The 20,771-nt window shown below is 66.0% G+C and carries 16 protein-coding genes and 2 riboswitches; of the genes, 8 read left to right on the plus strand and 8 right to left on the minus strand.

Features of this window, described 5'->3' with window-relative positions:
* Nucleotides 1-69 precede the first annotated feature (69 nt).
* The 3 genes from J3485_RS00125 to xylF form a co-directional block, all read right to left on the minus strand.
* Nucleotides 70-1,260 (minus strand): sugar ABC transporter permease, encoded by a 1,191-nt coding sequence (locus tag J3485_RS00125; RefSeq protein WP_206950610.1) that lies wholly within the window; start codon nucleotides 1,258-1,260, stop codon nucleotides 70-72.
* The gene (gene xylG / locus J3485_RS00130) at nucleotides 1,257-2,828 is read right to left on the minus strand and encodes a D-xylose ABC transporter ATP-binding protein (RefSeq protein WP_206950611.1); all 1,572 of its coding nucleotides are present in this window, start codon (nucleotides 2,826-2,828) and stop codon (nucleotides 1,257-1,259) included. Before xylG ends, J3485_RS00125 begins: the two co-directional genes overlap by 4 nt.
* A gap of 102 nt (nucleotides 2,829-2,930) precedes the next feature.
* The gene (gene xylF / locus J3485_RS00135) at nucleotides 2,931-3,959 is read right to left on the minus strand and encodes a D-xylose ABC transporter substrate-binding protein (RefSeq protein ID WP_206950612.1); all 1,029 of its coding nucleotides are present in this window, start codon (nucleotides 3,957-3,959) and stop codon (nucleotides 2,931-2,933) included.
* Between the two features lie 337 nt (nucleotides 3,960-4,296).
* Here xylF and J3485_RS00140 point away from each other — a divergent pair, with 337 nt between their 5' ends.
* Both J3485_RS00140 and J3485_RS00145 read left to right on the plus strand, forming a co-directional pair.
* Nucleotides 4,297-5,511, plus strand: a complete 1,215-nt coding sequence (locus tag J3485_RS00140; protein WP_206950613.1) for a XylR family transcriptional regulator — start codon at nucleotides 4,297-4,299, stop codon at nucleotides 5,509-5,511.
* A gap of 70 nt (nucleotides 5,512-5,581) precedes the next feature.
* On the plus strand, nucleotides 5,582-6,661 hold the full coding sequence (locus J3485_RS00145; RefSeq protein WP_206950614.1) for an aldose epimerase family protein: 1,080 nt from the start codon (nucleotides 5,582-5,584) through the stop codon (nucleotides 6,659-6,661).
* Nucleotides 6,662-6,671: 10 nt separating this feature from the next.
* Here J3485_RS00145 and J3485_RS00150 read toward each other — a convergent pair whose 3' ends face one another.
* The 3 genes from J3485_RS00150 to J3485_RS00160 form a co-directional block, all read right to left on the minus strand.
* Entirely contained in the window at nucleotides 6,672-7,073 is a 402-nt protein-coding gene (locus J3485_RS00150; RefSeq protein ID WP_206950615.1) for a type II toxin-antitoxin system VapC family toxin, read from the minus strand.
* Nucleotides 7,073-7,309: a type II toxin-antitoxin system VapB family antitoxin gene (vapB, locus tag J3485_RS00155; protein ID WP_206950616.1), complete on the minus strand. Its 237-nt coding sequence runs from the start codon at nucleotides 7,307-7,309 to the stop codon at nucleotides 7,073-7,075. Before vapB ends, J3485_RS00150 begins: the two co-directional genes overlap by 1 nt.
* Before the next feature lie 155 nt (nucleotides 7,310-7,464).
* Complete coding sequence (locus J3485_RS00160; RefSeq protein ID WP_206950617.1) at nucleotides 7,465-8,136, minus strand: hypothetical protein; 672 nt, start codon at nucleotides 8,134-8,136, stop codon at nucleotides 7,465-7,467.
* Between the two features lie 277 nt (nucleotides 8,137-8,413).
* A riboswitch (glycine riboswitch) is annotated at nucleotides 8,414-8,522 on the plus strand.
* A gap of 20 nt (nucleotides 8,523-8,542) precedes the next feature.
* Nucleotides 8,543-8,709, plus strand: a riboswitch (glycine riboswitch).
* 91 nt (nucleotides 8,710-8,800) lie between these two features.
* Here J3485_RS00160 and gcvT point away from each other — a divergent pair.
* The 5 genes from gcvT (at nucleotide 8,801) to J3485_RS00185 (ending at nucleotide 16,235) form a co-directional block, all read left to right on the plus strand.
* The gene (gene gcvT, locus J3485_RS00165) at nucleotides 8,801-9,919 is read left to right on the plus strand and encodes a glycine cleavage system aminomethyltransferase GcvT (protein WP_206950618.1); all 1,119 of its coding nucleotides are present in this window, start codon (nucleotides 8,801-8,803) and stop codon (nucleotides 9,917-9,919) included.
* A 79-nt stretch (nucleotides 9,920-9,998) separates the two neighbouring features.
* Complete coding sequence (gene gcvH, locus J3485_RS00170) at nucleotides 9,999-10,379, plus strand: glycine cleavage system protein GcvH (RefSeq protein ID WP_206950619.1); 381 nt, start codon at nucleotides 9,999-10,001, stop codon at nucleotides 10,377-10,379.
* A 106-nt stretch (nucleotides 10,380-10,485) separates the two neighbouring features.
* Entirely contained in the window at nucleotides 10,486-13,443 is a 2,958-nt protein-coding gene (gcvP, locus tag J3485_RS00175) for an aminomethyl-transferring glycine dehydrogenase (protein WP_206950620.1), read from the plus strand.
* Between the two features lie 224 nt (nucleotides 13,444-13,667).
* The gene (locus tag J3485_RS00180) at nucleotides 13,668-14,702 is read left to right on the plus strand and encodes an alginate lyase family protein (RefSeq protein WP_206955574.1); all 1,035 of its coding nucleotides are present in this window, start codon (nucleotides 13,668-13,670) and stop codon (nucleotides 14,700-14,702) included.
* 144 nt (nucleotides 14,703-14,846) lie between these two features.
* On the plus strand, nucleotides 14,847-16,235 hold the full coding sequence (locus J3485_RS00185) for an L-serine ammonia-lyase (RefSeq protein ID WP_206950621.1): 1,389 nt from the start codon (nucleotides 14,847-14,849) through the stop codon (nucleotides 16,233-16,235).
* A 59-nt stretch (nucleotides 16,236-16,294) separates the two neighbouring features.
* On the opposite strand, the gene J3485_RS00190 is transcribed toward J3485_RS00185, so the two are convergent.
* Nucleotides 16,295-17,314: a DUF3626 domain-containing protein gene (locus J3485_RS00190; protein ID WP_206950622.1), complete on the minus strand. Its 1,020-nt coding sequence runs from the start codon at nucleotides 17,312-17,314 to the stop codon at nucleotides 16,295-16,297.
* Nucleotides 17,315-17,557: 243 nt separating this feature from the next.
* Between J3485_RS00190 and J3485_RS00195 the strand changes: the two genes are divergently transcribed.
* On the plus strand, nucleotides 17,558-19,264 hold the full coding sequence (locus J3485_RS00195; RefSeq protein WP_206950623.1) for a thiamine pyrophosphate-binding protein: 1,707 nt from the start codon (nucleotides 17,558-17,560) through the stop codon (nucleotides 19,262-19,264).
* A 39-nt stretch (nucleotides 19,265-19,303) separates the two neighbouring features.
* Here J3485_RS00195 and J3485_RS00200 read toward each other — a convergent pair whose 3' ends face one another.
* A complete protein-coding gene (locus J3485_RS00200) occupies nucleotides 19,304-20,719 on the minus strand; it encodes a hypothetical protein (RefSeq protein WP_206950624.1) in 1,416 nt (471 codons plus the stop codon).
* Nucleotides 20,720-20,771: the final 52 nt, after the last annotated feature.

A 20,771-nucleotide genomic window follows, 5' to 3' on the forward strand; every position in this document is an offset into this window, starting at 1 on the left:
CCACGTTTGAAGAAAATGCCGTCCCCAGGGAAGGGGACGCCGTGTTGCATCGCAATAGGAGCGGCGGTGTCAGCGCCGGTTCGTGCGCGAAACGACGTCGATCCAGACCGCGACGACTAGGATCGCGCCTTTGGCGATCATTTGCCAGTAGGCATCGACGTCGAGCATCGACATGCCGTTGTCGAGGCTTGCCATGACGAGCGCGCCGATGAGCGCGCCGTAGACGGTGCCGGACCCGCCGCGCATCGACGTGCCGCCGATGAAACAGGCGGCGATCGCGTCGAGCTCGCCCATATTGCCGGCCGACGGCGAGCCGGCCGCGAGCCGCGCCGTATCGACGATGCCGGCGAACGCGCACATGAGCCCCATTAGCGCGAAGATCGCGAGCTTGACACGGTTCGTGTCGACGCCCGATAGGCGCGTGGCTTCGAGATTCGAGCCGACCGAGTAGATGCGGCGGCCGAACACGGTTTGCGTCGCCACCCAGGTGAAGATGCCGAGCAAGAGCAGCACGAGCAGCACCGGCACGGGGATGCCGCCGTAGCCGTCGAGCGTCGCCACGAACGCGAGGATGATCGCGCCGGCGCCGACGATCTTCACGGCGTCTTGCCAGAGCGCCGGCACGGGCAGCGCGTAGCGGCGCCGGTTGCTGCGCTGGCGTGCCGTCACGAAGGCGAGCACGGCGAACAGCAACAGCGCGAGCGCGTTGCCGGCCAGGCGCGGCAGATAGCCTTGGCCAAGGAAGACGAAGCGGTCTGAGACGGGTGCGATCGTGGAGCCGCCCGTGATGCCGAGCAGCACGCCGCGATAGGCGAGCATGCCGCCGAGGCCGACGATGAACGAGGGCACGCGCCCGTAAGTCGAGAGCCAGCCGTTGAACAAGCCGGCCGCCACGCCGAGTACGAGCACGACGGGAATCGTTGCTTCGATCGGCCAGCCGTGATTGGCGTCGAGGATGGCCGCGACGCCGCCGAGCAGCCCCAGCAGCGAGCCGACCGACAGATCGATTTCGCCGGCGATGATGACGAACACCATGCCGCAGGCGAGCATGCCGCTGATCGCCATCTGCCGAAGCAGGTTCGACAGATTGCGCGGCGTCGCGAACGCGCCGTGCGTGAGCACGGTGAAGAACAGCCAAATCAGCGCGACGGCGAACAGCAGCGCCAGGATCTTGTAGCGCGCGAACCATTGGCGGATGCGATCGGCGCCGGCTTGCGCGGCGTTGCTTGCCGGGCGGGCGGAGGAAATGTCCGGTGTCATACGGAAGCCGTTTCGTTGGGATGGGAGGCCGCGGCCCGGTGCGCCGGTTCGATGGCGGCCGTGAGAATGGTTTCTTGCGTGAGGCCGTCGTTCGCGAAATCGCCGCGCAGTTCGCCCTCGCCCATGACGAGGACGCGGTCGGCGAGACCGAGCACCTCGGGCAGCTCCGAGGACACGACGATAATCGCCATGCCTTGCTTGGCGAGCGCGAAGATGAGCTTGTAGATCTCGTACTTCGCGCCGACGTCGACGCCGCGCGTCGGTTCGTCGAGGATCAGCACCTTCGGCTCGGTCAGCAGCACGCGCGTGAGCACGGCCTTTTGTTGATTGCCGCCCGACAGATGCGCGATCGGCAGCAGCGGGTGGGCGGCGCGCACCGAAAGCCGCTTCATCGACTTGTGAATCGTGTCGAGTTCGGCCGCCGTATCGATCGCACCGCGCTTGACGAAGCGCCGCAGCACCGCGAGCGTGATGTTCTGGCCTACGCCGAGGTCGGGCACGATGCCGTGCGCCTTGCGGTCTTCGGGCACCATGCCGATGCCGGCGCGAATCGCATCGCCGGGCGCGCGGATGGCCACGTGCTTGCCGTCGACGGCCACCGTCGCGTGGCACGCGCCAGGGTAGGCGCCGAAGATCGCCTGCATGAGTTCGGTGCGCCCGGACCCGACGAGCCCGGCCACGCCGAGAATTTCGCCGCGACGCACGCTGAACGAAACGTCGTCGACGCGCTTGCGGCGTGGGTTCGTCACGTCGAAACAACTGACGTTGCGCGCTTCGAGCACGATCTCGCCGATCTCGTGCGGCTCGCGCGGAAAGAGGTTCGTGATCTCGCGCCCGACCATCAGGGCGACGATGCGCGGGCCCGGCATCGCGGCAAGCGGCGCCGTTTCCACGTGCCGCCCGTCACGAATCACGGTGACGGTATCGCAGACGGCTTCGACCTCGTCGAGCTTGTGCGAGATATAGATGCAGGCGACGCCGCGCCGTTTGAGGTCGCGCACGATGTCGAGCAGGATGCGCGTCTCGGCCGCCGTCAGCGACGACGACGGCTCGTCGAGGATCAAGAGCCGTGCTTGCTTGTTCAACGCCTTGGCGATTTCGATCAACTGCCGATGGCCGCCGCCGAAGTTCATCACCGGTTGCGCGACGTGGATGCCTTCGATGCCGAGTTCGCGTAGCAGCGCGTCGGCGCGCTGGTGCATCGCCGCATAGTTCATGCGTCCGCCGGGCAGCGTGATCTCGTTGCCGAGGAAGATGTTCTCGGCCACCGACAATTCGGGCACGAGCATCAACTCCTGATGGATGATGACGATGCCGGCGCGCTCGGTGTCGCGCACGTTCGATGCTTTGAGGGGGGCGCCGTCCCAGACGATCTCGCCGTCCCAGGTGCCGTGCGGATAGACGCCCGAGACGATCTTCATCAACGTCGATTTGCCCGCGCCGTTCTCGCCGCATAGGCCGAGGCATTCTCCGGGGCGGACCGATAGATCGATGCCATCGAGCGCTTTGACGCCCGAAAACGTTTTGACGATTCCCTTGAGCGACAGCAACGGTTCTGTTTGCGTCATACGTCTCGTTCCTTCTCGTTCCGTTGCGATGCTCGGGGGCGGCGCGGCTGCCCGGGAAGGGCGCCGCGCTTCGGTCCGCTCGTTATCGCTTAGGATTGCGCGTTATCGACTCGAGAGCTGCTGTTGCGTATAGAAGCCGTCCTTGACCACGATGTCGACGTTCTTCTTGGTCAGCAGCGTCGGCTGCAGCAACACGGTATCGACCTTCTTCTTGCCGTTGTCGTACTGCGCGTTGAACGCCGGCTTGCGGCCCTGCGCAAGATCCACGGCGAGCTTGGCCGCTTCGGTCGCGATCAGCTTGATCGGCTTGTAGACCGTCATCGTCTGCGTGCCGGCGATGACGCGCTTGACTGCCGCGAGATCGGCGTCCTGCCCCGAGATGGGCACCTTGCCCGCGAGGTTCTGCGCCGCGAGCGCTTGAATCGCGCCGCCGGCCGTGCCGTCGTTCGATGCGACGATGGCGTCGATCTTGTTGTTGTTGGCCGTCAGCGCGTCTTCCGTGATGCGCAGCGCCGTCGAGGCGCTCCACTCCGGCACCCACTGCTGGCCCACGACCTTGATGTCGCCGCGGTCGATGGCCGGCTGCAGCACCTTGAGCTGGCCTTCGCGCAGCATCTTGGCGTTGTTGTCGGTGGGCGAGCCGCCGAGCAGGAAGTAGTTGCCCTTGGGCTTCGCATCGTAGACGCCCTGCGCTTGCAGTTCGCCGACCTTCTCGTTGTCGAACGAGATGTAGGCGTCGACGTCGGCATCGAGGATCAGGCGGTCGTAGGAGATGACCTTGATGCCGGCCTTTTTCGCTTCGGCGACGACATTGCCGAGCGTCTTGGAATTGAACGGCACGATGACGATCACGTCGACGCCGCGCGAAATCAGGTTTTCGATTTGCGAAATCTGACGCTCTTCGCTGGCGTCGGCCGACTGCACCGAGACGGTCGCCCCGAGGTTTTGCGCCGCGGCAACGAAGTAATCGCGGTCGCGCGCCCAGCGCTCGACGCGAAGATCGTCGATGCAAAAGCCGATGACCGGATGCGCCTTGCTCGCGTGAGCGAGCGGCGCCACGAGCGAGATGCTCGCGAGGACTGCGCCCGCGAGGAACGAGCCTAAGATAGAACGACGCTTTGCGAATGCCATGTCTCACTCCTGTCTTATATATTGGACGTCGCCTGATTTGCCGATGACGCGGCGTGTGCGCGGCGACTCGCGCAGCCGCAATGCGGTTGCCTTGGGGGACGCCGGCGTTCGGTGCGGCCGGTCGTCGAAGTGCGGCCATGGTGCCAGCGCCGCCATGCCGGCCACAATTGCGAAATTGCGCATCGGCATTAACGTTTCTTGCCGATGCGTACCCGGGCTCGCGCACGAGCGCCATTCGCGCCTAGAATCGCGGAACACATCGAGAACGACGACCAAGAGGAGACGAACCCATGCTCGACGCCGCATCTGCCGCGCGCAGCCTCGCAAGGCCGCGGCGATGACGAGGCCGCCCGCCCCGCAGAAGGCGCATCGCATCGCGCTGCTGTTCAATGCGAACAAGGTCTACGACCGCGAGATCATCACGGGCGTCGGCCAATATCTGCTTTCCACGCGCGTGGGCTGGAATCTCTTTCTCGAAGAGGATTTTCGCTGCCGGCTCGCCGGCATCGATCGCTTCGACGGCGACGGCATCATTGCCGACTTCGACGATCCTGCCGTCTGCGAAGCGCTGGCGCAGTGCCCGCTGCCCGTCGTTGCCGTCGGTTCGTCGTTCGAGGACCCGTCCCACTATCCGGACAACGTGCCGTACATCGCCACCGACAATCGCAAGCTCGTCTCGCTCGCCCATACGCATTTGATCGGCGCGGGGCTGCGGCACTTCGCGCTCTACAGCTTGCCGCTTTCGGACGAACACCGTTGGGCTTATCAGCGCGAACTCGCGTTCGCGCGCTTGCGCGAGGCGGATGGGCGCACGCGCGAGCAGATCGACGCGGAGATCTATCGCGGGCTGTCGACGAGTGCGCCGACCTGGAATCAAGCGACCGAGCAATTGACGCGGTGGCTCGATGCGTTGCCCAAACCGGTGGGCATCATCGCGGTAACGGATGCGCGGGCCCGGCACCTCTTGCAAGCCTGCCTGATCGCGGGCATTCCGGTGCCCGAGGACGTGGCCATCATCGGCATCGACAACGATCCGCTCACGCGCACGTTGACGCGTATTCCGCTGTCGTCGGTGATTCAAGGCACGGAGGAGATGGGGCGCACGGCCGCGCATTTACTGCATCAAATGCTGCGCGGCGCGCGTTTTCCGGGGCAACGGATTCTCGTGCCGCCCGTCGGCATCAACGTGCTCGATTCGACCAAGCATCAGCCGCTCGCGAGCCCTTACGTCGCGCGGGCGCGGCATTTCATTCGGCAGTATGCGTGCCAGGGCATCCGCACGGAGCAGGTCGCCGATTACGTTGGCGTGTCGCGTTCGTCGCTCGAAGAGTATTTCCGGCGCGAGTTGCAGTGCACCGTGCATCAGGAGATTCTTCGGCAAAAGCTCGATGCGGCCAAAGCCTTGCTCGTCAAGCGCGACGTATCGAGCGCCGACGTGGCCGTGCGCTGCGGCTTCAAATCGGTACAGTATTTGCACGCTGTGTTTCGTCGCGAACTCGGCTGCACGCCGCGCGAATATCAAGCGCGCGCCAGCGCGCGCGAAGCGGTTTGAGCAGGCGCAAGCGAGGCTGAGCGAACCCATCCTTTCAACGAATTTCAGCAACGGTAACCATCACGACCACATGATCAGTACTGCTAAGTTGTCGCACGAACCTTGGGGCATGCTGCCCGGCGGCGAAACGGTTCATCTGTTCACGTTGCGCAATGCGCAGGGTATGCGTGTATCCGTCAGCGAATTGGGCGCGACGCTCGTCTCCTGGCACGCGCCCGATCGCGCGGGACGGCTCGGCGACATCATGCTCGGGCACGATACGCCCGCCGATTACCGGGAAGCGAAAACGTACATGGGCGCGCTCGTCGGGCGCTGGGCCAATCGCATCGCGGGTGCGCGCTTCGCGCTCGACGGCGTTACCTATGCGGTCGATCGCAACGAGGGCGAGAATCTGCTTCACGGCGGCACGACGGGTTTTCATCGTGCGATTTGGCAGGCGCGCGAGGAAGACGGCGTGCTCGTGCTCGCGCTCGATTCGGCGGCGGGCGCCTCGGGCTTCCCGGGCAACGTGCATGTGGAAGTGCGCTATACGCTCGACGACGACGGTGAACTGACGATCGACTATCGCGCAAGCACCGATGCGCCGACGCCGCTCAATCTGACGAGCCACGGCTATTTCAATCTGGCGGCGCAGACGGGGGCCGACATCAAGGGACATGTCCTCTCGATCGATGCCGATGCGTTTTTCGAGGTCGATGCCGAGTTGATTCCGATCGGTCGCACGGCGGTAGCCGGCAATGCGTTCGACTTTCGCGAGGCGGCGCCGATCGGCGCGCGGCTCGAGTGGCCGCACGAGCAACTCGCGCTCGCTCGCGGCTTCGATCATTGCTACGTGCTGCGCGGGGCGGACGTTGCCGTGCCAAGCGGCGGTGCGCGGCCCGTGCGCGAGGTTGCGCGCCTATACGATCCGGCGAGCGGGCGTTTGATGACCGTATCGACGGATCAGCGCGGCTTGCAGTTCTATACCGGCAACTACCTCGACGGCGTGCGCGGGCGCAATTCGTCGATCTATACGAGCCACGCGGGGCTGTGCCTCGAAACGGGAGGATTCCCGAATCAAATCAACATGGCCGATCGCGAGGACGTGATCTCGCGCGCCGACAAGCCGTATCGGCAAGTGACGAAGTATCGCGTGGGGGTGCTGGGCTGAGGGTGCTTCGTTAGCCGTTGACCCAGTTTTCAAGCTTTACACCCGGGTAATCGACGAAATCGCGCTCGTTGTTGGTCACGAGCACGACGTCGAGCGCGGCCGCGTGGGCCGCGATGAGCTTATCGAGGTGGTCCTTTTTCCGTTCGCGCGTCGCTTCGCGAATGGGGCCGTACGCTGCGGCCGCGGCCGAATCGAAGGGAGCGACGCGAATGTCCTCGATCAGGGAGGCCAGGTTCCGGCGCTCGCGCGTTCGATTCGACGAGGCGGCCACACCATATTCGAGTTCCGCGTAGGTGATCGCGGACATCACGACATCTCCCACATAGCACTGCGCAAATCGGTTCGCGATCTGCTCCGGCTGATTCTTCATGAGGTAAATGCACATGTTCGTGTCGAGCATATAGCGCGGCATCACAAGCCCTCGCGTTCAGCCTGTTCATGATCGCCGCGCCCTTCGGCCATGAAATCCGGGCCGAATTTCGCGAATTTCTTGAGCACTCCCGTAAGCGGCCGGCGAGCAGGGCGAATGCGCAACTCGTCTCCGATACGCTCAATCTCGAGATCCACGTCGCTACGCTCGTACGCCAGCTCGGCCGGGATACGCACGGCTTGGGAATTACCGTTTTTGAAAACTCTGGTGGTCTGCATCTAGAACCTCGACGTCGGATGTGTGTACGACGTATGTACTATAGGCTATCATTCGGGTGATGTAAATCCATGTGTGTACATCGTCGCGCCATAGCGGGTTCGGTTCTTGGGGCCATACGTCCCATGATCGGGTTACGTGCTCGCCCGTGCACGCGCTACGACACCCTTACGTACCGGCACACCTCGTGATCGGCGCGAATACCCGGATGTTCGCGCGTCGTTTGCCAGAGCTGCGATGTGCCGACGTTCCCATGTCCGTAGTGGCCGCTTGCGAGCGCCTCGCGATGGGCGTCGGCGCTCATCCAGCGCGCGAAGGCGAGTACCGAGGCATCGTCGTGCGTCGCGAAGAAGTTGGCCGAGATCAAGCCGTCGGGCGGCTCCGCATCGCTGTTCAACGCCAGCAGAACCTTGTCGATCCAGCTTGCCTGTATCGCATCGTCGGGTTTTTCCAGCAGTTGGCGCAGGAGCACCAGGCACTCGCCGGGCCCGCTGCGTCCTGACGTCCATGCGCCGGCAGGCGCGGCGACGTCGACCCATTCGGGTGTGGCCTCGCTGCGCAACGGTTCGATGGCGTGTGCGATCGCATCGACGACGGTGCGCTCGGCCGCCTCGAACCGAATCACGCGCCAGGCCGCGACGAACAGTAGCGCGTCGGCATCGACGTCGCGGAAGACGTCGGCCAGGGTGCCCGTCGGCACGGTGCGCGCGCGTTCGATCAGCGGCGTCATCGCGTGCTCGAGCGCCTCGCTCGACGCGAACCGCACGCGACCCGCGGCCAGCAGGCCGATGTCGGGGTCGGTGCAGCAGAATCGGTTTCGGTTCGACATGATTTTCCTCCTCTGTGTTGCTGCCGGCGCGATCGCCTACGTTGCTCCGTTAGACGGAGCTGCGCGCGCCGCTATTCCCATCGACGTTCAGGATGGACCGAGCGGTGCGTTCGTCGTTCGTCGCGCATATGTGTAAGTTAGCTCGTCTTGGCGCTGCCTGCTGAGGCGCATCGCACGTTCAGTCGACAACCCCCTTCATTTGCAATCCCGGCATTTGACAACCCCGGCATTTGACAACCCCTGCATTTGACAACCCCATTACGCTCGCGTAAATTTCGCGCACGCGTCGGGAGAGCGCGCTCGCGGTAGGGTTTTTCGGCCCGCCGGCGACGCCGCCGAAGGGGCACACCCACAAACTCTCAGGCAAAAGGACCGACCGCGTCGAAAGGCCCCGCGTGAGCTGGGTTTTTCGCACTCTGGAGAGTGGCGATAGCTCGCAGCGGTGCGCCGAAGTCCGCAATCCGCGGCCGCACGCGCGAGCAAGTCGCCCACCGAAGGGGCGCGCGCATCGAGCGGGAAACGTATTCGTCCCGCCGGCGCAATCTCTCAGGTACCGAGGACAGAGGGGGCATGCACCGTATTCGCCGCAGGCAATCGAGCCGCGCGCGCGTCGATCGGCATGGCCCTTTTTTGTTTTCGCGAACCTTTGCGTGCCGAGACCTTCATGACCGAACTGAAACACACCCCGCTCAACGCCGCTCACCGTGCCCTCAATGCGCGCATGGTCGATTTCGGCGGCTGGGACATGCCCGTCAACTACGGCTCGCAGATCGACGAACACCAAGCCGTACGCGGCGATGCCGGGATGTTCGACGTCTCGCACATGTGCGTCGTCGATTTCGCCGGCGCGCGCGCCCGTGCGTTTTTCGAGTATGCGATCGCCAACAACGTCGGCAAGCTGCAAACGCCGGGCCGGGCCCTCTATTCGTGCATGCTGAACGAGCGCGGTGGCGTCATCGACGATCTGATCGTCTACTTTTTCGCTGACGACTGCTTTCGCGTCGTCGTCAATGCCGGCACGGCCGAGAAGGACATCGCCTGGTTCAAGCGGTTGAACGAGGAGCGCGGCTTCGGCCTCGCCATCACGCCGCGTCGCGATCTCGCGATCGTCGCCGCCCAGGGACCGAACGCGCGCGCGAAGGTCTGGCAGGTGCTGCCCGCTGTGCGCGAGGCGACCGAAGCGCTCAAGCCGTTCAACGCGGCGCGCGTGAGCGTTGCGCCGTACGGCGAGCTGACGATTGCGCGCACGGGCTACACCGGCGAGGACGGCTTCGAAATCATTGTGCCGGCGGCGCAGGTCGTCGCGCTCTGGCAAGCGCTGCAAGCGGCCGGCGTGCATCCGTGCGGGCTCGGCGCGCGCGATACGCTGCGGCTCGAAGCGGGCATGAATCTGTACGGCCAGGACATGGACGAAGACGTATCCCCGCTCGACGCCGGGCTTGCCTGGACCGTCGATCTGGCCGCCCCGCGCGATTTCGTGGGCCGCGCCGCCCTCGAGCGCGACGGCTCGCGGTACGTGTTCGTCGGCCTCGTCCTGCAAAAAGAAAACGGCAAGGCCGGCGGCGTGCTGCGTGCGCACCAAAAGGTACTGACACCGCTTGGCGAAGGCGAAATCACGAGCGGTACGTTCTCGCCGACGATGCAGGAATCGATCGCATTCGCGCGCGTGCCGAAGGGGGTGTGCCCCGGCGAGCGCGTACAGGTTCAGATCCGGGACAAGGCGCTGCCCGCAAGCGTGGTAAAACTGCCGTTCGTGCGGGGCGGCAAGGTGCTCGTCGCCTAAATCGAAGGCGCGGCCCCGCGCGCGTCTCGGTCCTTACGCTTTCAATTCAACGCATTTCCTATTTCCCCAGGAGCTTCAAATGAGCAACGTCCCGGCCGATCTGAAATACACCGAGGAACATGAGTGGATCAGAACCGAAGCTGACGGCACGGTGTCGGTGGGCATCACCGACCACGCGCAAGAGACGCTCGGCGACATCGTTTTCCTCGAGCTGCCCTCGGTCGGCAAGACGATCGCGGCCGGCGATGCGATCGGCGTCGTCGAATCGGTGAAGGCGGCCTCCGACATCTACTCACCCGTTTCGGGCGAGATCGTCGCCGTCAACGATGCGATCGTCGACACGCCCGACGCCGTCAACGAGGACGCCTACGCAAGCTGGCTGTTCAAGGTGAAGCTCGCGGACGCCGGCTCGGTCGACAAGCTGCTCGATGCCGCCGCCTATCAGAAGCTCGTCGGCTGAGCCGTTCCTTACGTTTCCTGCCGCGCGGCGCGTTTTGCGGCCCTGAGCCCGAACCGCCGCGCCCCCCAAGTTGCACTACAAGCCGCGTACTACAAGCTGCCCTATCATGAAGCTCGAACATCCGGATCGTCTGATGAACCGCTCCCCTCTCTCGCTCGCCGCGCTCGAAGCGCATGACGCTTTTGCCGAGCGGCACATCGGCCCGGATGACGCCGATCAGCACAAGATGCTGGCGGCGCTCGGTTTCGAGTCGCGCGCCGCGCTGATCGATGCCGTGATCCCACGGGCGATCCGCCGCGCCGACACGCTACCGCTCGGCCCGTTCGAGCAGCCGCGCAGCGAGGCCGAGGCGCTCGCGCGGCTGCGCGAGCTCGCGGACAAGAACGAGGTGTTCCGCACCTACATCGGGCAGGGTTATTACAACACGCACACGCCGGCCGTCATTTTGCGCAACGTGCTCGAGAATCCGGCGTGGTACACGGCCTATACGCCGTATCAACCCGAAATCTCGCAAGGCCGGCTCGAGGCGCTGCTCAACTTTCAGCAGATGATCGGCGACTTGACCGGGCTTGAAATCTCCAATGCCTCACTGCTCGACGAAGCAACCGCCGCGGCCGAAGCGATGACGCTGCTGCAGCGCGCCGGCAAATCGAAGTCGAACGTTTTCTATGTGGCTGACGACGTGCTGCCGCAGACGATCGAAGTCGTGCGCACGCGCGCCGAGCCGATCGGCATCGACGTGCGGGTCGGTCCGGCGGAGGCCGCGGCCGGCGCGAGCGCGTTCGGCGTGCTGCTGCAATATCCGGGCGCGAACGGCGACGTACGCGACTACCGCGCGCTCGCGCAAGCCGTGCATGCGGCGGGCGGCCATGTCGTCGTCGCGGCCGATCTGCTCGCGCTCACGCTGCTGACGCCCCCGGGCGAGTGGGGCGCCGACGTCGCGGTCGGCACTTCGCAACGTTTCGGCGTGCCGATCGGCTTCGGCGGGCCGCATGCCGCGTACATGGCCGTGCGCGACGAATTCAAGCGGCAGATGCCGGGCCGGCTCGTCGGCGTGACCGTCGATGCGCAAGGCAAGAGCGCGCTGCGCCTCGCGCTGCAAACGCGCGAGCAGCACATTCGCCGCGAGAAGGCCACTTCCAACGTTTGCACGGCGCAAGCGCTGCTCGCGATCATGGCGAGCATGTACGCCGTCTATCACGGGCCTCATGGTTTGAAATCGATCGCCCGGCGCGTGCATCGCGTGGCGGCGCTGCTTGCCGCCGGCGTGAAGCAACTCGGCTACACGCTTGCCAACGACACCTTCTTCGACACGCTGACGATCGAGACGGGCTCGCGCACGGCGGCTGCGCACGATGCCGCCAAGCGTATGCGCATCAATCTGCGCCGCGTGAGCGATACGCAGGTCGGCGTTTCGGTGGACGAGACGACCAAGCGTGCCGATCTCGCCGATTTGCTCTCGCTCTTCGCGCATGCGGCCGGCGCGATCGACGTGCCGCACGTCGACGCGCTCGATGCGGCGCTCACGCGCGCCGAGGAGCAAGGCCAAGGCGGCGATTCGGCCGCGCTGCCCGCCGCGCTCGCGCGCACGAGCGCCTACCTCACGCACCACGTCTTCAACCGTCACCATTCGGAAACGGAGATGCTGCGCTATCTGCGCAGCCTGGCCGACAAGGATCTTGCGCTCGACCGCTCGATGATTCCGCTCGGCTCGTGCACGATGAAGCTGAACGCGACCTCGGAGATGCTACCTGTCACGTGGCCCGAGTTTTCGCAGATCCACCCGTTCGCGCCGGCCGAGCAGACGGTCGGCTACCGCGAAATGATCGATCAGCTCGAACAGATGCTCGTCGCGGCCACGGGCTACGCGGCCGTTTCGCTGCAGCCGAACGCGGGCTCGCAAGGCGAGTACGCGGGCCTCTTGATCATCCACGCCTATCACGCGGCACGCGGCGAGGGCCATCGCGACGTCTGCCTGATTCCGGCTTCGGCGCACGGCACGAATCCGGCGTCGGCGCATATGGCGGGGATGAAAGTCGTCGTCGTCGGCTGCGACGAGCAGGGCAACGTCGACATCGAAGACTTGCAGGCGAAGGCGGCCGAGCATGCGGCGCGGCTCGCGGCGATCATGATCACCTACCCGTCGACACACGGCGTGTTCGAGCAGAACGTGCGCGAGATCTGCGAGATCGTGCATGCCCACGGCGGGCAAGTCTATGTCGACGGCGCGAACATGAACGCGATGGTCGGGCTCACGGCGCCGGGGCAGTTCGGCGGCGACGTTTCGCACTTGAACCTGCACAAGACGTTCTGCATCCCGCACGGCGGCGGCGGCCCTGGCGTTGGTCCGGTCGCGGTCGGCGCGCATCTGGCGCAGTTCCTGCCGAACCAGACTTCATCGGGCTATCGTCGCGCCGAGAACGGTATCGGTGCCGTCTCGGCCGCGCCGTACGGCTCGGCGTCGATTTTGCCGATCTCGTGGATGTATGTCGCGATGATGGGCGCGAAGAACCTGACGGCGGCGACGGAAGTGGCGATTCTGAACGCGAACTACGTCGCCAAATGCCTGGCGTCGCACTATCCGGTGCTGTACTCGGGCCCCGGCGGGCTCGTCGCGCACGAGTGCATCCTCGACCTGCGCCCGATCAAGGACGCGAGCGGGATTTCCGTCGACGACGTCGCCAAGCGTTTGGCCGACTATGGCTTCCATGCGCCGACGATGAGCTTCCCGGTGCCGGGCACGCTGATGGTCGAGCCGACCGAGTCCGAATCGAAGGAGGAGCTCGACCGCTTCATCGAGGCGATGATCGCGATTCGCGAGGAGATTCGCGCCGTCGAACAAGGGCGTGCCGATCGCGAGGACAACCCGCTCAAGCATGCGCCGCATACGGCGGCGGTCGTGACGGCCAACGAGTGGCCGCATGCGTACTCGCGCGAGGCGGCGGCCTACCCGCTGCCGTCGCTCGTGACGCGCAAGTACTGGCCGCCCGTCGGCCGCGCTGACAATGCTTACGGCGACCGCAATCTGTTCTGCTCTTGCGTGCCTATCGCGGATTACGCCTGACGGCGGCTGCGGCAAGCGGGCGTGCGTCGCTCGTCGGCAATACCGGCTACCATCTCACACCGCGGATCAAGCTACAGAAGGAGCGACCGATGGGACGAGAGGTGCAGACGGTGCCGGCGCACATACCCCGCGCGCAATGGCGCACACCGGGCTTGCGTATCGACGAACGGCCGGGGCTGCGGCCGGGGGCATCCCTCGCGGCCTGGCTGATCGCCTGCGCGGGCATGCTCGCGCCCGCCGGGGCGGCGCGCGCGGCGATGAACTTCTGCGCGGCGCCGGCTATGCAGACGAGCGAGCGCGCGAGCGCGGCGCCCGCGGTGCAGGCGCTCGTCAAGCGTGTCGCGGCACGGCTGAACGATCAGCCGAAGCCGCTCGCACACTTGCACACCGAAGGCACGCTGCCGCACGAAGGGATCCACGACCAGAGCGTCGAGGCCGAGCAGGATCTCGAGCTCATGCGCGATGCGGCGCTGGTCTGGCGCGCGACGGGCGAGGAACGTTATCTGCGCCTCGTCGACCGTTTCCTGCTGGCCTGGGCCACGACCTATCAGCCGAGCTTCGATCCGATCGACGAGACGCATTTCGATTCGATGATTCTCGCGTACGACTTGACCGCGAGCGCGCTGCCCGTGAAGACGCGCAACGCGACGGCCGCGTTCATCGCGAAGCTCGCGAATGGTTACGTCGAGCGCTTGGGCGCGCAGCCGCGTCCGCTGACGGGCACCTTCCGCAACAACTGGGAGAGCCATCGCGTCAAGCTCGTCGCCATGGCCGCGTTCACGCTCGACGACCGCAAGCTCATCAATGCGGCGCAGCGGTTGTTCGTCGAGCAGATCGGCACGAACATCGCCCCCGACGGCACGACGGTCGATTTCACCGAGCGCGATGCGCTCCATTACGTGACGTACGACTTGCAGCCGCTCGTCGTTGCGGCGCTGGCGGCGCGGCGCCACAACCGCAATTGGCTCGCCGTGCGCGCGCCGAGCGGGGCATCGCTCGGGCTCGCGCTCGATTGGCTCGTGCCGTATGCGCTCGGCGAAAAGACGCACGAGGAATTCGTCCATTCGAGCGTCGCGTTCGATGCGAAGCGGCGCGCGGCGGGTCTGCCGGGCTACTCGGGGCAATGGGACCCGAAGGGCGCGGCCGAATTGTTTCATCTTGCCGCGCGGCTGTCGGGCCGCTACGCGAGCGTGGCGCAGCGCTTGTCGCCGACGCCGCCCGCGTGGCTCTCCGTTTGTTTGCCGTTACCGGCGAGGTAACGTAGTTGGCGTGCCCGCCGTGCCTGGTGCGCCGGCCGTATCGCTGAGCTGAGCGGCGACGGTTGCCGCGAGGCGCGGGCACTCATCAACCCGAGGCGCGCGTGCACGATGCGCGTGCCGCCTCGATCCGCTTGTGGAGCAGCAATGGCAGTCAGCGTATTCGATCTCTTCAAAATCGGCATCGGTCCCTCGAGCTCGCACACGGTCGGGCCGATGCGCGCGGCCTTGCTGTTTGTGCAGGGGCTCGAGCGCGACGGTTTGCTGGCGCAGACCGCGGCGGTCAAGGTCGAGCTTTACGGCTCGCTCGGCGCGACGGGCAAGGGGCACGGCACCGATCGCGGCGTCATGCTGGGCCTGATGGGCGATGCGCCCGACACCGTCGATCCGTCGACGGTCGCCGCTCGGCTCGATGCGGTGAAAACATCGCGCCGGCTCGTGCTCGGCGGCAAGCACGAGATCGGCTTCGCGCCGAAGGAGCAGATCGCCTTCTATCGGCAAGCGCTGCCCGAGCACCCGAACGGCTTGAAACTGCGGGCGGCCGATGCGACGGGTGCCGTGCTGCGCGAGGCAACTTACTTGTCAGTAGGCGGCGGCTTCGTCGTGACAGCCGGCGCGCCGAACACGAAGGTGTTGCAAGCGGCCGATCAACGCGCGCATCCGTTCAGCACGGGCAACGAATTGCTCGCGTTGTGCGCGTCGACGGGCAAGTCGATCGCTCAGCTCATGTGGGACAACGAGCGCGTCTGGCATACCGAGGAAGAGACGCGCATCGGCCTGCTGAAGATCTGGGACGTGATGCAATCGTGTGTTGCGCGCGGCTGCGGCATCGGCAATCCCGATGCGGACGGCACGCTGCCCGGGCCGTTTCAGGTCAAGCGGCGCGCGCCGCAGCTCTATCGCGCGCTCTCGGGCAACCCGGAGCAGGCGCTGCGCGATCCGCTCTCGATGGTCGATTGGATCAATCTCTACGCCATCGCCGTCAACGAGGAGAACGCGGCGGGCGGGCGCGTCGTCACCGCGCCGACGAACGGCGCGGCCGGTATCGTCCCAGCCGTGCTCCACTACTACACGCGTTTCGTGCCCGGTGCGAACGAGCAAGGCGTGATCGACTTCCTGATGACGGCTGCCGCGATCGGCATTCTCTATAAGCTCAACGCGTCGATCTCGGGTGCCGAGGTGGGTTGCCAGGGCGAAGTGGGCGTGGCGTGCTCGATGGCGGCCGGCGCGCTCGCGGCGGTCACGGGCGGCACGCCGAAGCAGGTGGAGAACGCGGCCGAGATCGGCATGGAGCACAACCTCGGGCTCACTTGCGATCCGGTTGGCGGCATGGTGCAGATTCCCTGCATCGAGCGCAACGCGATGGCCGCGGTCAAGGCCGTCAATGCCGCGCGCATGGCGCTGCGCGGCGACGGTAGCCACTACGTGTCGCTCGATTCGGTCATCAAGACGATGCGGGAGACCGGCGCCGATATGAAGACGAAGTACAAGGAAACCTCGCGCGGCGGGCTCGCGGTGAATATCGTCGAGTGCTGAGCTCGATGTAGTGCGCCATGCGAATGCGGGGCGGCCGTTCGGCGGCTCAGCCAAACCGACTACGCAAAGAACGACACGCGAATGCGGTTTTTTTGCGCGAATTCGCGAATGTGGCGCTCGGCACTGTGCCAAGGCAGGCCGAGAAACGTCTGCGGTATTTCGGAACGCGAGATCGTCATGGCGGCGATATCGCGATCGAACCGGATATCCGTATGCGCTTGGAATTCGATGTAGTTGACCTTGACGCCGGTCGTATCGGGCGGCAGACAAAAGCTCGAGCCGCGAGCCCGTTTGCCGCTGGCATAGGCATAAATCTGCTTGAGCATCTGCGGCGTGCAATAGAGCAGGATTTTTTCGAGCTGGAGGTAGGTGGCCATCGCGTCGTGCAGCGTGACGATTTTGCCGCCGTATTCTTCGCGACGCGCGGCGAGGTCGGCGTTGACCTTGAACGAATCCGTGTAAAGGTAGCTCGACGCATGCTTGACGTGTTCTTTGATGATGGCGAACGAGCGCCCGTAGCCGTTGCCGCCCGCGCCGCCGCCTAGGCAGTAGGCGAAGTCGAGCGCGCCGTATCGGGGCCGCACCATGGATGTGAAGTGGTGCGACGTCGGCAGCCCGACGCGGTCGATCTGCGTGGCGCCGTAGCGCGCGACCAGCCGGCGCGCGTCCTTCACGTTTCGCGCATGAGCGGTGTTGCGCGCGTGGCCGGCGTAGTCGCCGAATTCCATTTCCACGTCGTTGCGGTACCACCGATCCTTTGCGGTCTTGGCGTTCTCGGCAGGACCGTGGACCCGGTCGAACAGGTTCAGCACGCGCATCGGCTCCTTGCCGTTGCCGAACCAGGTATTGGCGTTGAAGTTGATCGTCAGCCGGCCGTCTTTCAGAATCCCGAGCATGTTCGATTCGAAAAAGCGACGGGCCTGCGCGGCCGATCCGGCAGGCCGGCAAATCGCCAGAAAGCGGCGGAACGCCCGCTCCTTCAGATCGCGGCCGCTCCGCGCAAGATCGAGCAGACCCAACGTTTCGTTTCGAGCCAGCCGTGCCAGCGCGGCTTCGGCTTCGAATTCGTCGACTTGCATGAGTGCTCCCGGCAATGTGCGATGACGCGAAATGTATCGTCGCCCGACTCGGTTCGGCAGACGAAAAGTCGCAGAATCGCGCCCGCGGCATGGCCGCGCATGCATGGGGGCGCAAGCCACCCCCCAATATTCACGCAGTGACAACGCGCGCGACGCGGGCGTAAGCTGTCGGCCGTCTCTCGCGATTCGCTGTTCGGTCGCGCCGCTTCGAACACCATCACCGACTCAGGAGGTTGCCGCATCATGTCGAACGTCGCCGATACCGCCAACGTGACCGGAGCGCGTCTGCTCGTCGATGCGCTCGTCACGCACGGCGTCGATCGTGTCTTCAGCGTGCCGGGGGAGAGTTTTCTCGCCGTGCTCGATGCGCTTCACGACGAAACCGAGCGGATTCGCACGATCGTCTGCCGGCACGAGGCCGGCGCGGCCAACATGGCCGAGGCGACGGGCAAGCTCACGGGCCGTCCCGGCGTTGCGATCGTCACGCGCGGGCCGGGCGCGACGCATGCCTCGATCGGCGTGCACACGGCGTTTCAAGATTCGACGCCGATGATTCTGCTCATCGGCCAATGCGCGCGCGATCACCTCGATCGCGAAGCGTTTCAAGAGATCGACTATCGGCGCATGTTCGGTCAGATGGCGAAATGGGTCGCGCAGATCGACGACGCGCGCCGCATCCCCGAATATCTGAGCCACGCGTTTCACACGGCTTGTGCGGGCCGGCCGGGCCCTGTCGTCCTGGCCTTGCCCGAAGACATGCTCTCCGATCCGTGTCCGCGCATGCCGGGCGCGCCGCGCTTTCAACGCGTCGCGGCGTCGCCGTCGCCGGCGCAGATCGAGCGGCTGCGCGAGTTGCTCGAGCACGCGCAGCGGCCGATGGTCGTGGCCGGCGGCAGCGGATGGGGCGAGCAAGCGTGCGCCGATCTGCGCCGGTTCGTCGAGGCGTGGCAATTGCCGATCGGCTGCGCGTTTCGCTATCAAGACACGATCGACAACGATCATCCGAATTACGCGGGCGACGTCGGCCTAGGCATCAACCCCGCGCTTGCGCAGCGTATCCGCGAGGCGGATTTGCTCCTCGTGATCGGCCCGCGTTTGGGCGAATCGACGACGGGCGGGTACACGCTGCTCGACATTCCGAAGACCCAGCAAACGCTCGTGCACGTGCACCAGGGGGCGGAGGAGCTGGGGCGCGTCTATGCGGCCGATCTGCCGATCGTCTCGGGCATGCCCGAGATCGCCGCCGCGCTCGCGACGCTCGAGCCGCGCGGCACCCCGGCCTGGACGGGCACAGCCGAGCAGGCGCATCGCACGTATCTCGACTGGCGCGCGCCGCGGCCGATGCTCGGCGATGTGCAACTCGGCGAAATCATGGCGCAATTGCGCGCGCGGCTGCCCGCCGATGCGATCGTCACGAACGGCGCCGGCAACTACGCGATCTGGCTGCATCGGCACTTCGCCTATCGGCAATGGCGGACGCAGGTTGCGCCGACGAGCGGTGCGATGGGCTACGGCGTGCCCGCCGCGATCGCGGCGAAGGCGCTCTATCCCGAGCGCACGGTCGTGGCGCTTGCCGGTGACGGCTGCTTCATGATGTCGTCGCAAGAACTCGCCACCGCGATGCAGTACGGCCTGAACGTCATTTTCATCGTCGTCAACAACGCCCACTACGGCACGATCCGCATGCATCAAGAGCGGCATTATCCGGGGCGAACGCACGGCACGGGGCTGACGAATCCGGACTTCGCGGCGTTTGCGCGTTCGTTCGGCGCGCATGGGGAGACGGTCGAACGGACCGCCGATTTTCTGCCCGCGTTCGATCGATGCGTGGCGAGCGCCCGGCCGGCACTGATCGAAATCCGCGTGCCGCAAGAGGTCAGCACGCCGGCGGCCACGCTCGACGACATCCGCGAGCAAGGCCGGCGCTTGCGCGCTGCCGCCGCAAAATAGTCGGCGTTTCGCCGGCTCGCCGGAGCCGGTCCGACGAGATCAATGGCCCCGATAGAGCTCGCGCTGATTGGCGGAAAGGTCGAACGACAGCGACGACGGGTGCGGGAACGCCGGCAGCCGCAGCGGAGCCGTCAACGAGCGCGGCAACGTGAAGAGGAACGTCGACGGGCGGCTGGCGGCGGCCCGAACCGCATGTCGGTGACGAGTCGGGGCCGGGTGATGCACGATTGGGCTGTGTGCGTGGCGGATGTTCGCTGTTTGCGCACCGGGCGAGAGCGATCGTGGTTTCAGCGTCCGGGCGACGCTGGGCGGTTTCGTCGAGGCCGACGATGTTGAGGCCTCCGCGTCGCCCACGGCGGTAGACGCGGTATGTTCGATCGGCGCACTGCGGCCCTCGCTTTGCGTGGCGTCGTGCGTCGAGTCGTGCGGCGGGGCGAGCGCCGGTTGGGTCTCGCCCGCGGGTGTGCAACCGCGCTCGGCGTTTTCCGGCTCGCATAGGATTGCCGGCGCGCGGTCGCGCGGTGCGGCGGCTTCCGACGAGGGGGGCGTTCGCGTTTCCGCGCTGCTTGCCTCGACGCTCGATCGAGGCGGCGACTCGTGCGTTGCGCTGGTGGCGGCCGTGTCGGAAGGCGGTGCACGCAGTAGCGGCGGATGCACGAAGTCCTCGGCGTTCGCCATCGGCTTCGGGGCGGCCGCGGGTGCCGTCTCTGTCTCGGTTTCTGATGCCGCACGCGCTCGTGCCCGCTCGGTGGGGCGTGTCAAGGAAGCCGTTCCGGGGGCGACGTTCGTTGCCGTAGCGGCGGGCGTTGGCGTAGCCGGCACTGCCGCTGCCGCCGTAGCGGGCGCGGATGCGGTCTCCGCTGCGTAGACGGACGCCGCCGCGATTTTCGTGTTGGCAGGGTGCACCCGCCGCTGCGTGGCGTGGCGCTTAGCCGCGGGCGGCGCCGTCGTCGAGGCAGTCGCTACCGGCGCGGAAACGGCTGCCGCCGGTGTCGAGGAGGCTGCCACCGGCTTCGAAACGGCCGCTGTATGCTCGGCGCTCGTCGTGCGGTGCGGCTCGCGCGCGAGCTTTTGCGGCGGCGATGTGCGCCGCATTCGGACGGCGTCGGCCGCGCCGTCCGCGTTCGCGCTCGCGATTTGCGCTTCCAACAGCGGAACGAGATCGGCCGATGGCGGCGGCTCGGTCGAGCCGACTTGCGCGCTCACGCCGCTCGCCGGCGCGAGCAAGCGATGTGTGCGACCGAGGTCGACCCGATTCCAAGCGTCTTCGTCCTCGTGCTCGTCGATCGCCATATAGACGCCGAAGAGGCCGACGACCACGAAAAGCAACAACCCGGCGCCGAAGCTCAGGCCCCATCGGCGCGCGCCGTTCGGATCGGATGGCGTCCAATGCCGTGGCAGGATTTCGTTCAGATGGGTGCCGCGCGCGGCCGCCGGCGGTAAACGCTGTATCAACGGCCGCCCGCATCGCGCGCAGACTGCCGCGCCCATCGACGAAAACGCCCCG

This window comes from Trinickia acidisoli (assembly GCF_017315725.1).
Classification (GTDB): Bacteria; Pseudomonadota; Gammaproteobacteria; order Burkholderiales; family Burkholderiaceae; genus Trinickia; species Trinickia acidisoli.